Source organism: Protofrankia coriariae, from assembly GCF_001017755.1.
Classification (GTDB): domain Bacteria; phylum Actinomycetota; class Actinomycetes; order Frankiales; family Frankiaceae; genus Protofrankia; species Protofrankia coriariae.
The window spans coordinates 2,222-16,204 of sequence record NZ_JWIO01000001.1; the positions used below are offsets into that span (position 1 = coordinate 2,222).

The following is a 13,983-nucleotide window of genomic DNA, read 5'->3' on the forward strand; positions in this document are numbered from 1 at the left end:
CCGCCAGCCGATCATGCGGCTCGCCGAACATTCTGATCCAGTGTCCCGCGATTCCGGATGACTAAAGTCACGCTGAGCCATCTTCACTGGTCACAGGCATGATCATGACCTCGACCGCGTAAACGGGACAGCATCACGAGACACTGGAAGAGTCTCGGACGACGCGAGCGTTTCAGGACAGCGGCCGTCTTCGGTGTGTCAACGACCCGAATTGATCAGCTGTTTGGACGGGGCGGCGTCACCGTTGCCGCGCTGGCGGGCCGCGCGAACGCCGCGGATGCCGAGCCAGCCGACCACCGAGCCGATCGCGAGGGAGACGACGGTCAGGACCAGGTGGACGGTGAAGAAGCCGGTCGGGCCGTCGTCCCAGGAACGATCATCCTTCCATATGTTCCGAAGGAAGTTCGGCCAGATCGCCCACGTCCACACACCCACCGCGATCAGGAACCAGGATGCCCGCTTCGAGAGAGTCACCCCACCAGCCTGGCATCCGCGGAGAGCTGTGGTCTCTCCGCGAGGGCACGAGTTCGGACACGCTGATCGTCATAGGCTTTGACAACAGACATAACCCCGGCGGCTTGCCACCTGAACGGTAGAGGCCATCCGGGGTCTCCGTCAGCCAGTTCAGAAGGCAGCGCACCGATGCCCGGCCCTCCGCCCCTGTCCCGCACCGCTTGGCTCCGCCGCAGGTTGAGTTCCGGGCGGCTCAGCCCCTACGAGCGTTGGCCGGCACTCCCCCGCCGGTCAGCGGCCGAGGGGCCGAGGGCGCTGCGGTCCGCCTCGGCGCAGCCAGATCTGAAGTAGTTCAGATATGATCGAGCCATGGTCGCCTCCAGCGCGCGAGTCTCCTTTCCGTACAGCGACCTCCTTCGCGAGCCCAAGCGCGTCCTCGCCTTCATCGATCAAGGAGAGGTCGTCGAACTCGCCCGGCGCGACGGCCCGAACCTGCGCATCGAACTGGCGGACAGAGCCGCCGACGTCGAAGAGGCCCTGGCAATCACCGCCCGTATCCTGCGCGCCACACTGCATGAACCCGCCGCCAGGGAGGTGCTCGAAGGCATCCTCACCGAGGTCTTCCCCTGGATCGACCTGCTTCCCGACGACGAGCAGACCGAATGCGTCACCACCCTGCTGCGCAGACTCCAGGCCAGCGCGGAAGCGGGAGTACTCGGGCCTTTTACTCAACTTGTCCACGAGTGGCGCCAGACCGCCGCGATCCACGCCGACCCCCATCTGGTGGCCGAACTGTCCAGGCCGCTCCCGGGGGATGGCCCGGAGTTGATGCCACCACTATGACCCGCCGCGGAGACCGTGTCCCTCGTCCCGCCGATCCCGACAAGTGGGACCTGTACGCCGCCGACAACAACGCGGGCCGCGGGTGGGATGGGCTGTGTCGCAGTCATCCGGCCGCTGCTCGTGCCGCCTTCGATGCCATCCAACGCGATCCTCATCATCACAGCCAACGACAACATCCGCTCAAAGGCTCACTTGGCACCCGCGTGATCGGAGGCCGGCCGCTGCCACAGTGGCAGTATGAGGCCACCGGCGGTGGCCGGATCTGGTATTGCATCGACGACGAGCGGCGCCGTGTGTGGATTACCTATGCTGGAGCCGCGCATCCCAAGGCCACCGAGTAGATCAACAGATCTAATACGCACCCTCGGCCATAGGTGCTCCATAGTTATGATGTTGTTATGGCGGAGATGCCACCCCCCGNNNTGGCGGAGATGCCACCCCCCGGTGACCAGCCTGCCGCGGCTGCCCGGGAGGCCGCCGCGTCCGGCCAGGTCATCTACCTGACGGATCGAGGCCGACGGTTGGCCGCGATCGTGCCGGCGGGCCTTGCCGAACTGCTCGAACACGGCAAGGCACTACTCGAACGCGGCGAGGCAGCCCGCAGCCGACGTGTACTCGGTGCTCGCGGCGCCGGCCACAGCGGTCGGCAGGACATCTCCGAACGCATGGAGGAGATCCTCGCCAGCGAGGTGACGTCATAGCCCCTTGTTGTCGACGCAGGTCCGCTCTATGTCTATGTCGCCGTCTATGTCGCCGCCGATGACCGACATCATGAAACCCGTGCGGATCTTCTGGAGCGCCGCTCAAGTAGCGCGGATCCCATCCACGAATCACCCACGCAGGCCATGATCTAGGTTATTTTGTCGCTGTGTACACTTTTGCGGCCAAAAAGCGTACACAACGACAAAATCGTGCCGATCTTCTCCGGTGGCCGGCGCCCATCGAAGCGGGCTGCCGTTCGGGGGAATACGTATGGTTACCTGATCGGCGTTCTAGGCGCTGAGCCTCAGCCAAGGTCCAGTGAAAGTCGTCACGAGCTCGCCGAATGTCGTCTCCGGCCGGTAGACGACGCCGACCGGCTCCTCACCGCGGCGGTTCCCAGCGCCGAACCGCAGTGTCCACAACATCGACTCGGCCGCTGGCAACGCCACCGCGACCGGGTCGGCCGCTTCGTCCAGTTGAGCCGTCAGCCAGGAGACCGGATCCGTCGGCAGGGCACAGACATAGACGATCTCACCCGCGGAGTTCGGCTCCGCCGTACGCAGTTGCTCCGCCTGGCTCTCGACGCCGAGCGCGGCCCCCACCCGCTCCGCGACCATCTGTCGTTCCCAGCCGAACCTGTCCTGAGCGGTCCGGACGACGACTCCCCGCAGCTCCTGCTCAAGATGGATCAGAGTGTCGAAGTCGGAGTCCCCGTCGAAGTACCAGGTAAGCGCCTCGGGCAGAGCCTTGCGCAGTTCCGCCTCGGTCGGCTCCGCGACCGCCAGGCCAGGGCACTGCGGGGACCACGCCGACCAGGACTCCCCATCCCGCCGGACGATCGCTGCGATCGTCCTAGTCATTGGAGATCACCTCCAGCGCCTCCTCCACCGTAAGGCCAACCTGCTTGACCAGTATCTGACGAACGAGCCCTGGGCCGACAGTAGTCCGATCATGAAAGGCCAGTCGGAGCCGCGGACGTCCCTCCGCCTCCAGCCACCGGTGGGATGAACCGTCCTGCCTCGTCACCTGATATCCCAGACGCCCGAGCACACGCAGAAGCTGACGAGCCTTCAGCGACGGAAACTCCCCGCTCACGACAGCCACGTCCACGGGCAGCCGTGGTCTCTCAGTAAGGGGCGCAAGTTCGGACACGCTGACCGCCATAGGGTGTGACCGACAGATATCACTATCCACAGCCACCTGCGAGCGTGTGCCGCGCTGTTCACCAGAACAGACAGAACACCAGAACAGACAGAACCCCGGTGGCGTGCCGCCTGTGCGGTAGAGGTCATCCGGGGTCTCTGCTAGGAGCATAGAAGATCGGTACGTCGATGTCCAATCCCTTGTCCCCGTCCCAGGCCTCCCGGCTTCGCCGCGGGCTGAGCCCCGAACGTCTCGGCCCATACGAGCGGGCATGCGGCGATGACATCGTCAGCGCAATCGCCCTCTACGAGTGGAACGGCGCCGTCAGCGCCGGCTTCCACGAGGACCTGGGAGTGCTCGAGGTCGTGCTGCGCAACGCGCTTCACGACCAGCTCATGGCATGGCACCTGCACCGGCACGGTGCCAGCGAGTGGTGGGACGATCCGGCCGGGATCCTCGAAGCTCGGGGACATCAGGACGTCGTGGACGCCGGGTTCAGGATCCGACGTGACGGCAGGATCATCACCCCTGGTCGGGTCGTCGCCGAGCTGACCTTCGGCTTCTGGCGCTACCTCCTGTCCCGGCGTTACGAGACCTCCCTCTGGACACCCACGCTCCGCCATGCCTTCCCGGGCCTTCGTCCTGCCCGACGCGCGACCGTCTACGACCCGGTCAACAGACTTGTCCGGCTCCGCAACCGCATCGCGCACCACGAACCGATCCACAACCGGCCGCTGGAACGGATGCACGCCGACCTGCTGCGCGTGGCCGGCTACCTGGATTCCGACGTCCGGGCATGGATTCAGGAGCGCAGCCGCGTACCCCGCCTCCTGCTCAGCCGGCCGGTCACGGGAGTACCCGTGCCACGGGAGCCGCCCGAGTCATCCGCCCGGCCTCGCTGACCAGCGCGTGTGAGCGCGAACCCGTTCGGGTCAGGTGTCCGTGGCGGCGGAGGGGGTGAGGTAGAGGAAGCCGTAGGCCTCGTCGCGGAAGGGAATGCCGGCGGCGCGCAGGGCGGCGTCCCAGTCGCCGGTGCGGGACGGGTCGGCGCCCTCGCTGCCGTGGTCCGCGGTCAGCAGGATGACGGTGTCGTCGGCGAGGCCACGGGCTTCCAACAGGTCGAGGAAGACGCCGAGGCGCCGGTCGGCGTCGGCCATCGACGCCCGGGCCTGCGGCGAATAGGGCCCGCCGCCGTGATGCCCGGTGTCGGTCACCGTGGTGTTCCACCAGGTGAACGCGGGTGGCTCGGCGGCCTGTTCGCCCCACAGCTGGCGGATCTGCGCCAGGCCGAGCGCGTCCACCTGCGTCGACCAGGCGTAGTCGGGGTTGGCTGCGACCCACTCCTGGGTCGCGTGCGGGTCGTCCGCGGCGGACGGCAGGTGCTCGCCCAGCCCGCCGGCGCCGGCAGTGCTGTTCATCGCCCGGACCAGCCCGAACGTCGAATACGTCGCGCCCCGGTCGATCGGCTCGTTGACGCAGGCCGTCGACACCCCGGGCCGGGCCGCGGCGATCGCCTCGAACACGGTGCGCACCCCCGGCCGCAGCTGCTCGCAGGCCCGATGCCAGGTGGACGCGTCGTTGGCGACGATCCGCCGCCCGGTCTCCCGGTCGAAGTAGGCGTTGTTGAGGATGCCGTGCCGCCCCGGGCCGACGCCGGTGAGCGCGCTGGTGTGGTTCGCCAGGGTCACGCTGGGGAACTCCGCGACCGCGCCGCCGGTGAGGGCGATGCCGCGGGCCAGCAGGCGGGCGACCGCCGGCAGCTCGCNTCGCCGGCGCCGGCCATGGCCAGCAGGTCGTTGCAGTTCACGCCGTCCCAGAGCAGGCCGACGACATGCCGGGCGCCGGGCACGCACAGTTCCGTCAGGGCCCGGCCGTCGATGCCGAGGTCAGCCGAACCGGGCCGGCCAGCCGAACCGTTCCGGCCAGCCGGCCCGCCCGAGCCGGCCAGATCGTTCGCGCCGGCCAGATCGTTCGCGCCGGCCAGGCGGGCCAGATCGTTCAAGCCGGTCAGATCGTTCAAGCTGGCGGGGCGGGCCGGGTCTGTCATGGACGCCCCGGCCAGGTAGGCCAGGGTCGGCGCGACGTCGACGACGCGGGCATGCCGGTCGAGCGGCCCTCGTCCGTGGACGCCGGCGCCGGACAGCAGCAGCGGCGCCCGGGACTGGCCGGCGTCCAGCGAACCGTGCTCGCCGAGATGCCCGCCGCGTTCCGGCCAGTGATGTGCCGCGCTGTGCACGACGACGACGTCCGGCGAGCGGGCCGGATCGGCGAAGACGGACGCGAGCCGCACCCCGGCGAGCGGGNCACCCCGGCGAGCGGGTAGGAGTTGCGGGCGTTCGGCGGCGAGGGGTCCCTGAGCGCCTGCTCCAACGGAACGCCGTGCATCGGGTCCCGCACGGCCACCGGGTCGCGCCCGCGCAGCACCTCCCAGGGGCCGTCGAGGCCGATGGTCAGCGACAGCCGCGAAGCGCCGTCCGCGTTCGCGACGTGGAGCCATCCGTCGTCGACCCAGGCGACGAGGTCCACGATCCCGGCGAGCTCCGGCGCGGTGAGGACCGCGACCGCCGCGGCCACCTCACCACCGCCGGCCCGGCGAAAGGGCACGCCACCGGGACGCCCGGCTGCCTGCCCGGCAGGCGCGTCGCCAGAAAGGTCGACAGCCGCGGTATCGGGACGGTCGACAGCCGCGTCGCCGGGACGGCGTGGGCGGACACCGTCATACCGGGTGTGGCCGTCGTCGACGGACTGACCCTCCGGTGGCTCGACGGCGGTGTCCGCGGCGCCGGGAACCCCCGGCGCGCCGATCTGGGCCGGCTGGACGGGCTTGCTGCTGGGCACGACCGAACCCTACCGGCCCCATCCGCCCCAGCCGGGAACACACGTCAACATCCTGCGATCACGTAAGGAAATGAGTCTCCTCAGCGAGGAGTCCGATGACAGCCGAAGCCTTCACGTAGTAAAGGTCACCACATTTCCTCGTCGCGCAGCACCGCCAGCGCCTTGCTGAGCCGATCGCCGCCGTCACCTGGCCGCGTCCTCGGCCGGTATCCGGGCCGTACCGCCAACCGGGCTTTGCCGGACTCGACCAGCCGCGCCATGACCGGAGTCGGCGTCCGGCCCGCAACGGGCACGATTCGGGCAGTCGGCCGGCCGTCCTCGGTCACGTCGACGATCTTACCGCTCCGGACCCGGGCAAGTACCTCGCGGGTCTTTGGCGAAGTTTCCACAGACCCGCCAGAATATTACCAGTAGTCACTATATGCCGTGCATATCACAAATGCGCGGCTGTTTCTTCGGCGACGCCGCTACCAGCGAGGGGTTCCGCCGGATGAGTGGAGCCGGTCCGGCGGAACCCCTCGGGACGTTCATCATGGGATTGCGGGGTGGCCGTCAGGCGGCGACGTTCTTGCGGGGGCGGCCGCGGGGACGCTTGCGCGGGACGACGGTGCCCGTGGCAACGAGTTCGCCACCCCACACGCCCCAGGGCTCGCACCGGTCGAGAGCGGCGGCCAGGCAGGCGTGCCGCAGCGGACAGTCGACGCAGACCGCCTTCGCGGATTCGATGTCCTCGGGGGACTCCGCGAAGAACAGGTCCGGGTCGACGTCCCAGCAGGGCAGCGCCAACTGGTCCCGCTCGATCCGGGCGACGATCGAGGGGTCGAACACCGGTGTCACCTCCGGCACTGAAGGAGAAGGAAAGGAATCGATCAGGAAATCGGTCGAGGATGGTTCGACCGGGACAGCCGATTCGGTCAATGTCGCTCCGGGCGTTCGGTTGGTTCGGTGATTCGGCTGGTTCGGCCGGTTGGTCGGTCCGGCCGTCCGGCGAATCGGGTCGAAAAACAATCAGGGCCGCGGTTCCCGTCGGGGATCCGCGGCCCTGGTCGGCGCTCGGGTGGCCGGTCAGGCCAGGAGCAGACCTCGGGACGGACCCGGGACATACAGCGCCTTGCGCATCGTCGGTGCCTGGGCGCGGGCGTCCGTGGCCAGGGAGTGATGCGCGGCGGCTGCGCGAATCCGACGCGGATCGTCGGCGAACCCACGGGCGGCCTCGGAAGCGACGGACGCGGGGGCGCTCCCGAGGGGGACGGCCGCGACCGGACGGAGCACACCACGCAGGCCGGGCGGGTATACCCGCCACACGAACGCGGCGACGATCCCCAGCATCCTCATGGGGACCACCTCCTTCGCGTTCGGGCCGGGCCTGACGTGCAGGTCGGGCGCAGGTCAGGCACGCTCAGCGCACATCAGCACCGTAGAAGTCGGCCGCGGCGATCGCAACCTATTTTTTCGCGCTTCCAAGCCAGTACTCTTTGTAACCGATACAGTCAGTATCGTAGCTGAAAGTATCATGGTCAACGCGGTTCCGGGGAGCCGGGGATCCTGACGGCGGACGACGAGACGTCAACCGGATGGTTCCCGCCCGTCCACCAGGGCAAGCACGTCCTCGCCGTAGCGGTCGAGCTTGGTCTGGCCGATCCCTGGGATGCCCACCAGTTCGGCGACGGACGTGGGCCGGTGCTCGGCGATCGCCATCAGCGTCGCGTCGGTGAACACCACGAAGGCCGGCGCGCTCTGCTCCCTGGCCCGGGCGGAGCGCCAGGCCCGCAGCCGTTCGAAGAGCGCCTGATCGATGTTGGCCGGGCAGCCGTCGCACCTGCCCGCCCGGGCCGCCTGGCCCACCAGCGGACGCTCGCACACCCGGCAGCGCACCGCGGCGCGGCCGCGGGAACGCTGGGCGCCGACGCCGTCCACACCCGGGTGCGCCGGCCCACCCGCCGGCCTGCCCGCCGACGACGCCGAACGGGGCGCCAGACCGTCGAGGAAACGCGACGGCCGGCGGGACCTGCGGCCGCCCTCGTGGCGGGCGAGCGCCCACGACAGTGCCAGCCGCTCCCGCGCCCGGGTGACGCCGACGTAGAGCAGGCGCCGCTCCTCCTCGACCTGTGCCGGGGTCTGCGCGTGGATGATCGGCAGCGTCCCCTCGGCCAGGCCGACCAGGAAGACCGCGTCCCACTCCAGGCCCTTGGCCGCGTGCAGGGAGACGAGCATGACCCCCTCGACGGTGGGGATGTGCTGGTGGACGGCCCGGTCGGCGAGATCGGCGACGAAGTGGTCGAGGGTGGCGCCGGGGTCGGCGGCCACCAGGGCCTCGGCGAGGCGCACGAGGGCGGCCAGGTTCTCCCAGCGCTCCCGCTGCGCACCCGAACCGTTCGGCGGGTCACCGCCACGCCAGCCCAGCGCGGCGAAGACCTCCGTGACCTCGGCCACCAGCCCCACCGGCCGGTCGGTGTCCGCCGACCGCGCGGCCGCCCGCAACAGCTGGACGGCCTCGGCGACCTCCGGCCGCTCGAAGAACCGCTCGCCACCACGGACCAGGTACGGGATGCCGGCGGCGGCGATCGCGGTCTCGTACGCCTCGGACTGGGCGTTGACCCGGTACAGCACGGCGATCTCGCTGGCGGGCACGCCGCTGCCCAGCAGCGCGTGGATGCGGCGGGCGGTCGCGGCCGCCTCCTCGGGCTCGCTGTCGAACTCGGTGAACGTCGGGGCCGGGCCGTCCGGGCGTTGCGCGACCAGCCGCGGCGGCTCGTGCCGGGACACCGCGAGCGCAGCCCCCACCACACCATGCGTCCCCTGCGCTCCCGGCTCCGAGGAGCCTCCCGGCGTACCCCGCGCGCCGGCGGTGCCGACCCGCGCGACCAGTCGGTTGGCCAGCCCGACCACCTGCGGAGTGGAGCGGTAGTCCCGCACGAGACGGACCACGTGGGCCTCGGGGAAACGCCGGGGGAAGTCCAACAGGTAGCGGGGGGACGCCCCGGTGAACGAGTAGATGGTCTGGTTGGCGTCACCGACCACGCAGATGCTGTCCCGCTCGCCGAGCCAGGCGTCGAGCAGGCGCTGCTGCAACGGGTTGACGTCCTGGTACTCGTCCACCACGAAGTGGCGGTAGCGGGAGCGCAGCTCCTCGGCGACCCAGCCGTGCTCCTCGATCACGGCGGCGGTCAGCAGCAGCAGGTCGTCGAAGTCGAGCACGCCCGCCTCCCGCTTGGCCTGCTCGTAGGCGGTGTACAGCCGGGCGATCACCTCGGGCGGGTGCGTCGTCTCGCGCCCCGCCGCGGCGGCGGCCGCCGGGTACTGCTCGGGGGTGAGCAGGGTGGCCTTGGCCCACTCGATCTCGGCGGTGAGGTCCCGAAGTTCGGTCCGGCTCGGTGCCAGCCGGGCCCGGCTCGCAGCCCGGCCCACCAGCGCGATCTTGCTCTCGACGAGCCGGGGCAGCGCGGCCCCGGCGATCCTGGGCCAGAAGTAGCCGAGCTGCCGCAGCGCGGCCGCGTGGAAGGTGCGCGCCTGGACGCCGTCCGCGCCGAGCGTCCGCAGCCGGCCGCGCAGTTCCCCGGCAGCACGTGTGGTAAAGGTCACAGCAAGCACCTGGCCGGACGGGACGACGCCCGACTCCACCAGATGGCCGATCCGATGCGTGATCGCCCGCGTCTTGCCCGTGCCCGCACCGGCCAGCACGCAGACCGGGCCGACCGGGGCGAGCACCACCTGACGTTGCTCCGGATCGAGCGTCTCGACCAGCCACTGCCCGGACGCGCCCGCACCGCCCTGAAACGGCGCGTCCGGCACCGGGTCGTCGACGGTCGCACGCACCATGGGGGAACGGTAGCCGCCGCCACCGACGGGAAGCGACCGGGCCGCGCCGCGGTTATGAAGATTTGTTCTGTCACAGCCACCGAAGGGACCGTTCGTGCCGACGATCTACACCACGTCGTGGTGCGGTTACTGCACCCGCCTCAAGCGTCAGCTCGACCAGGCGGGCATTCCGTACGAAACGATCGACATCGAGCAGAACCCGGAGGCCGAGCAGATCGTCCGGGCCGTCAACAACGGCAACGCAACCGTACCCACCGTCGTCTTCGAGGATGGCACCGCGCTGACGAACCCAAGCCTGCGCCAGGTCACCGAGAAGACCTCTTCTGCCGCATAACGGATACTCAGAGCGACAGAGAGCAGTAACAGAGCAGCGGTTGCATGCCGACTTGAGCCCGTGAAGCTTGATCGAGGGACGGTCTCCGTCACTGCCCGTGAAGTTTGTGGGAGAGTTCGGGCTGTGTCGTCAGTACCTTCAGCACGTACGTGGAGCGCAGTCGATGCCGCACTGCAGGCCGCGGGCGCCATCCATGGGATGGAAGCGACAGGTTTCGTGGTCCTGTCGGGCTCGACCGCGACCTATCAGCGGACGGCGGGGACCCTGCCCGGCCTCGACGCGGGTCTGACGCTGCCCCGGAGCGAAACCGTCAGCACAAGGGTGCTCGACGGCGCGCCCGTCACCCTGGCGGGCGCCGGCAACGACCCCGTGTTCGCGGGGACGGACGAACCGTCGCGCCTGGGAGTCCGCAGCTACGTCGCCATGCCGGTGGTGGGCGGCGACGGGCGGTTACACGGTCTGCTCGTCGGGCTCGACCGGCAGCGCGTCACCGTCCCCACCTCCGCGGTCACGCTGCTGCGAGGCATCGCTGACGCCCTGGGTGTCGTCATCGGCACGGCCGAACGCGACGAGACGGCCGAACGCGACGAGACCGAACGCCGTGAGCCGCCGTCGACTCCAACGCCGGCTGCGCCGTCAGGCGGTGCCCCGGCCCGGCCCGCGCGTCCGGGGGCGGCCACGGGCGGGACGGCCGTCCGGGGCCCCACGGCCGCGGCCGCGCCCACCGGGCCGTCGCCCATCAGCCGTCCCGAGCTGCGCCTGCGCAGGGCCACGGTCGGATGGATCGTGGAAGGCCCGGCGGGCGAGGTCCGGCCGGTCGGCGACCTGCTCTCCGCGATGGTGCTCGCCGACCTGCTCGCCGAGGACCTTGCCCCGCCCGGCCGGCCCCGGCGTCCCGATCACGAGCTCACCGAGATCGAGCAGTTGCGGCTGTCGGTGGTGCAGCTGGAGCACGCGCTCGCCTCCCGGGTCATCGTCGAGCAGGCGATAGGCGTACTGGCCGAACGCCACCGGCTGCGGCCCAGGGATGCGTTCGAGCGGCTGCGGCGGACCGCCCGCGGCATGGGACGGCGCGTGCACGACCTCGCCCGGCAGGTGGTCGAGTCGGTCTCCGACCCGCGCACGGTTCTGCCCGGAGAGCTGGCTGGCCGCGGTGGCGCTCCCCGGCCGGCGCCGCCACGGGCCAACCCGTCCCGCCGCTGATCCCACCGGTCGCGGGCCGGTCGCGGCGGCCGGNCCGGCCGGGGGCCGTCATCAGCCGCTGTCGTGAACGGCTCCCCGGAACGCCACGGACCCGGTTCCGGGGCCAGCCGGGCCAGGCTGGACGGGGCCCCGCCAGGTCAGCGGCGCCACCCGGCCCGGCCATGAGCCGACCGGGTGACCCCCATCAGCCCGGTTCGGACCGGGACCGACGGGGATCCCCGGTTCAGACCGGCCGTTTCAGGTGGCGGCAGCCTCGCTGGCGGCCCCGCTGGCGGCCCCCGTGGCGGCATCGGGGGCGCCGATGACCTCGGGGGCGATCTCGGCGATGGCTCCCACCTCAGCGGCGATCTTCTCCGCGTCCCCGACCAGGACGGTGACCAGCCGTCTCGGCGCGAGCACCTGCGCCGAGATCTCCAGCACGTCCTGTGGTGTCACCTTCGCCAGCGCCGCGGGATGGTCGTGCAGGTACTCGACGCCGATCCCCGCGCCGGCCAACGCCGACAGGGTGGAGGCGAGCCCGACACCGGTCGCCGTGGACAGCGCCAGCGTCCCGACCGAGTACTGGCGGGCCGCGTCGAGCTCCTCGTCCGACACCGGCAGCAGTGCCATCCGGCCGAGCTCATAGAAGATCTCGAGCAGTGCGGGGCCGGTCACGTCGGTCGCCACGTCCGCGGTCACCGTGAACCGGGAGCCCGCGACCGGGTAGTCGAGCGAACTGCGCGGCGAATAGGTGTAGCCCTTGTCCTCCCGGATGTTCGACACCAGCCGCGAGCTGAAGTAGCCGCCGAAGACGGTGCTGGCCAGCCGCTGCGCGGCATAGGCGGGATGGTGGCGGTCCACCGCCGGGCCGCCGATGCGGATGTTCGTCTGCACCGCGCCGGGCCGGTCGATGATCACGACAGGGCCGGTGCGCAGGGCCGGCAGCGGCGGTACCGCGTCGGCGGCCGTCCCCCGCCAGTCGCCGAGCACCGCCTCCACCCGCTCGAGCGCGGCCTGCGGCTCCACGTCGCCGACGAGCGTCAGCACCGCGCCCACCGGTGACACGCGCGCGGCGTGCAGCGTCCGCACGTCGGCCTCGGTCACCTGGGACACCACGTCCGGTGCCGGTGTCTCACTGCCGTAGGGATGATCGCCGTACAGCCGGCGCAGCAGGCCCTCCCGGGCGATCAACGCTGGCTGGCTGTGGGCGATCGTGGCTTCCTCGACCAGTCGGTCGCGTTCGCCGGTGAACTCGCCGCTGGGGTACGTCGCGCCGGTCAGCACCTCCGCGATCAGGTCCAGCAGCGGGACGAGGTTGGTCGCGAGCGCGGAACCCACGATCGCGAGCCGGTCGGCGTCCACCCAGGTCGACAGCGCGCCGCCGAGGGACTGCACGACGGTGGCGAGCTCCACCCGGTCGCGCAGCTGCGTTCCGGTGAACAGGGTCTCGGCGAGCAGTTCACCGCGTGCCTGATGGGCCGCGCCCAGGCCGGTGAACGGGATGCGCAGCCGCACCTCCACCAGGGGCACGGTCGTCCGCCGGACCACCAGCACCCGCAGGCCACCGGGCAGGATCCGCTCGGCCACTGTGGGGAGCTCGGCCGCCACGGTGGCGGCCACCGGCGGGATGACGGACGGCGACGTCCCGGCCGCCGGGGTGCCGCCGGATGCTTTCCCAATGGTTGCGGCGCTCACCGCGACCTCCTGTTCTGCGATGACAGCCTGCCCGGCAGGTGCACGGTGCCCGCGGGAGCGGCGGTAGCCGTGGGTGCGGCGGTGCCCGCGGCGGTGACGGTGCCCGCGACGGTGACGGTACCCGCCCGGCCGACGGCATCCGCGGAGAGCACAGCACCCGCGGGAGCCGCCGCGCCAGCGGAGATCATGATGCCCGTGGGGGTCATGAGGCGGCACCGGCGCGCAGTTCCAGGACCGCCCGGCCCTGGGCGCGCAGGCCGGCGGCGGCCGCCTGCACGCTTTCCGCGGTCACCGCCCCCACCAGCGCGGGCAGTTCGTTGATCAGTTCGGGCCGGCCGCGGTGCAGCTCGAAGGTGGCCAGGGCCAGCGCGCGCCCGAGCGCGTCGTCGGCTTCGCGCAGCAGGCCGGAGGCGATCCGGGCCTGTATCCGGGTGAGCTCACCGGGCTGAAGACCGTCGGTGACGACGCGGTCGAGCTCCTCGTCCACCGCGGCGAGGACCGCCTCGGGCGTCGACTCAGCGGGATGCCGGGCCTCCAGGGTGAGCAGCAGCGGATCCCGCTGGTCGAACGGGTCCCCGAACGTGCCGAGATAGGTGCTCACACCGATCACCAACCGGTCCTTCTGGACGAGCCTGCGCTCCAGCCGGCTGGCGTCACCGGCGGACAGGACGTGGGTGAGCACGTCGTATGCCAGGAAGGTCTGTAGATCGGCCAAGGGATCGGGGACGCGGTAGCCGACGGCGAGCGCCGGGCGGGGCGCGAGCGGGTCGGTGAGGACCGACCGCCGCTCCTCGGTGCGCACCGGCTCGGCGAAACTCGGGCGGACGGGCACCGGCCGGGCCGGGATGTCGTCGAAGTAGCGGTGGACCAGCCGCAGGGCGGCGTCGACATCGAAGTCACCGACCACCGTCAGGACGGCATTGCCCGGCGCGTAGTACTTGTCGAAGAAGTCCTCGGCGTCGTCGAGGCTCGCC

At 70.9% G+C, this 13,983-nt stretch carries 15 protein-coding genes and 1 pseudogene; 5 read left to right on the forward strand and 11 right to left on the reverse strand.

Annotated elements, in window-relative coordinates; all coding sequences use genetic code 11:
* Positions 1–198: 198 nt before the first annotated feature.
* Entirely contained in the window at positions 199–474 is a 276-nt protein-coding gene (locus FrCorBMG51_RS00010; RefSeq protein WP_047221120.1) for an SCO4848 family membrane protein, read from the reverse strand.
* Positions 475–822: 348 nt separating this feature from the next.
* Between FrCorBMG51_RS00010 and FrCorBMG51_RS00015 the strand changes: the two genes are divergently transcribed.
* On the forward strand, positions 823–1,296 hold the full coding sequence (locus tag FrCorBMG51_RS00015) for a hypothetical protein (protein WP_047221121.1): 474 nt from the start codon (positions 823–825) through the stop codon (positions 1,294–1,296).
* Positions 1,297–1,727: 431 nt separating this feature from the next.
* Entirely contained in the window at positions 1,728–1,997 is a 270-nt protein-coding gene (locus tag FrCorBMG51_RS00025; protein ID WP_235433185.1) for a hypothetical protein, read from the forward strand.
* 291 nt (positions 1,998–2,288) lie between these two features.
* Here the strand turns inward: FrCorBMG51_RS00025 and FrCorBMG51_RS00030 are convergent, their stop codons facing one another.
* Positions 2,289–2,858 carry a hypothetical protein gene (locus tag FrCorBMG51_RS00030; protein ID WP_047221123.1) on the reverse strand — a complete coding sequence of 190 codons (570 nt, stop codon included), beginning with the start codon at positions 2,856–2,858 and terminating at the stop codon, positions 2,289–2,291.
* Positions 2,851–3,093: a type II toxin-antitoxin system HicA family toxin gene (locus tag FrCorBMG51_RS25945; RefSeq protein ID WP_076842225.1), complete on the reverse strand. Its 243-nt coding sequence runs from the start codon at positions 3,091–3,093 to the stop codon at positions 2,851–2,853. Before FrCorBMG51_RS25945 ends, FrCorBMG51_RS00030 begins: the two co-directional genes overlap by 8 nt.
* A gap of 236 nt (positions 3,094–3,329) precedes the next feature.
* Here FrCorBMG51_RS25945 and FrCorBMG51_RS00035 point away from each other — a divergent pair, with 236 nt between their 5' ends.
* Positions 3,330–4,043, forward strand: coding sequence for a hypothetical protein (locus FrCorBMG51_RS00035; protein ID WP_047221124.1), 714 nt, complete (start codon positions 3,330–3,332; stop codon positions 4,041–4,043).
* Positions 4,044–4,073: 30 nt separating this feature from the next.
* Here FrCorBMG51_RS00035 and FrCorBMG51_RS25950 read toward each other — a convergent pair.
* The 5 genes and pseudogenes from FrCorBMG51_RS25950 to FrCorBMG51_RS00060 form a co-directional block, all read right to left on the reverse strand.
* Positions 4,074–5,979, reverse strand: a pseudogene (locus FrCorBMG51_RS25950) (alkaline phosphatase family protein).
* A 125-nt stretch (positions 5,980–6,104) separates the two neighbouring features.
* A complete protein-coding gene (locus FrCorBMG51_RS00045) occupies positions 6,105–6,368 on the reverse strand; it encodes a type II toxin-antitoxin system Phd/YefM family antitoxin (RefSeq protein ID WP_157180329.1) in 264 nt (87 codons plus the stop codon).
* 163 nt (positions 6,369–6,531) lie between these two features.
* On the reverse strand, positions 6,532–6,807 hold the full coding sequence (locus tag FrCorBMG51_RS00050; RefSeq protein ID WP_200902287.1) for a WhiB family transcriptional regulator: 276 nt from the start codon (positions 6,805–6,807) through the stop codon (positions 6,532–6,534).
* A gap of 237 nt (positions 6,808–7,044) precedes the next feature.
* Positions 7,045–7,314 carry a hypothetical protein gene (locus FrCorBMG51_RS00055; RefSeq protein ID WP_157180330.1) on the reverse strand — a complete coding sequence of 90 codons (270 nt, stop codon included), beginning with the start codon at positions 7,312–7,314 and terminating at the stop codon, positions 7,045–7,047.
* 231 nt (positions 7,315–7,545) lie between these two features.
* Positions 7,546–9,798 (reverse strand): ATP-dependent DNA helicase UvrD2, encoded by a 2,253-nt coding sequence (locus FrCorBMG51_RS00060; RefSeq protein WP_052914174.1) that lies wholly within the window; start codon positions 9,796–9,798, stop codon positions 7,546–7,548.
* Positions 9,799–9,892: 94 nt separating this feature from the next.
* On the opposite strand from FrCorBMG51_RS00060, the gene FrCorBMG51_RS00065 reads away from it, so the two are divergent.
* Positions 9,893–10,132, forward strand: coding sequence for a mycoredoxin (locus FrCorBMG51_RS00065; protein ID WP_047221128.1), 240 nt, complete (start codon positions 9,893–9,895; stop codon positions 10,130–10,132).
* Positions 10,133–10,330: 198 nt separating this feature from the next.
* Positions 10,331–11,335 (forward strand): GAF and ANTAR domain-containing protein, encoded by a 1,005-nt coding sequence (locus tag FrCorBMG51_RS25955; RefSeq protein WP_371389697.1) that lies wholly within the window; start codon positions 10,331–10,333, stop codon positions 11,333–11,335.
* Positions 11,336–11,572: 237 nt separating this feature from the next.
* Here FrCorBMG51_RS25955 and FrCorBMG51_RS00075 read toward each other — a convergent pair whose 3' ends face one another.
* The 3 genes from FrCorBMG51_RS00075 to FrCorBMG51_RS30175 form a co-directional block, all read right to left on the reverse strand.
* Positions 11,573–13,009, reverse strand: a complete 1,437-nt coding sequence (locus FrCorBMG51_RS00075; protein ID WP_047221129.1) for a M16 family metallopeptidase — start codon at positions 13,007–13,009, stop codon at positions 11,573–11,575.
* Positions 13,006–13,215 carry a hypothetical protein gene (locus FrCorBMG51_RS00080; protein WP_047221130.1) on the reverse strand — a complete coding sequence of 70 codons (210 nt, stop codon included), beginning with the start codon at positions 13,213–13,215 and terminating at the stop codon, positions 13,006–13,008. Before FrCorBMG51_RS00080 ends, FrCorBMG51_RS00075 begins: the two co-directional genes overlap by 4 nt.
* Positions 13,212–13,983: M16 family metallopeptidase (locus tag FrCorBMG51_RS30175; protein ID WP_235433186.1), on the reverse strand; the 772-nt coding region annotated here is incomplete at its 5' end. The genes FrCorBMG51_RS00080 and FrCorBMG51_RS30175, both read right to left, overlap by 4 nt.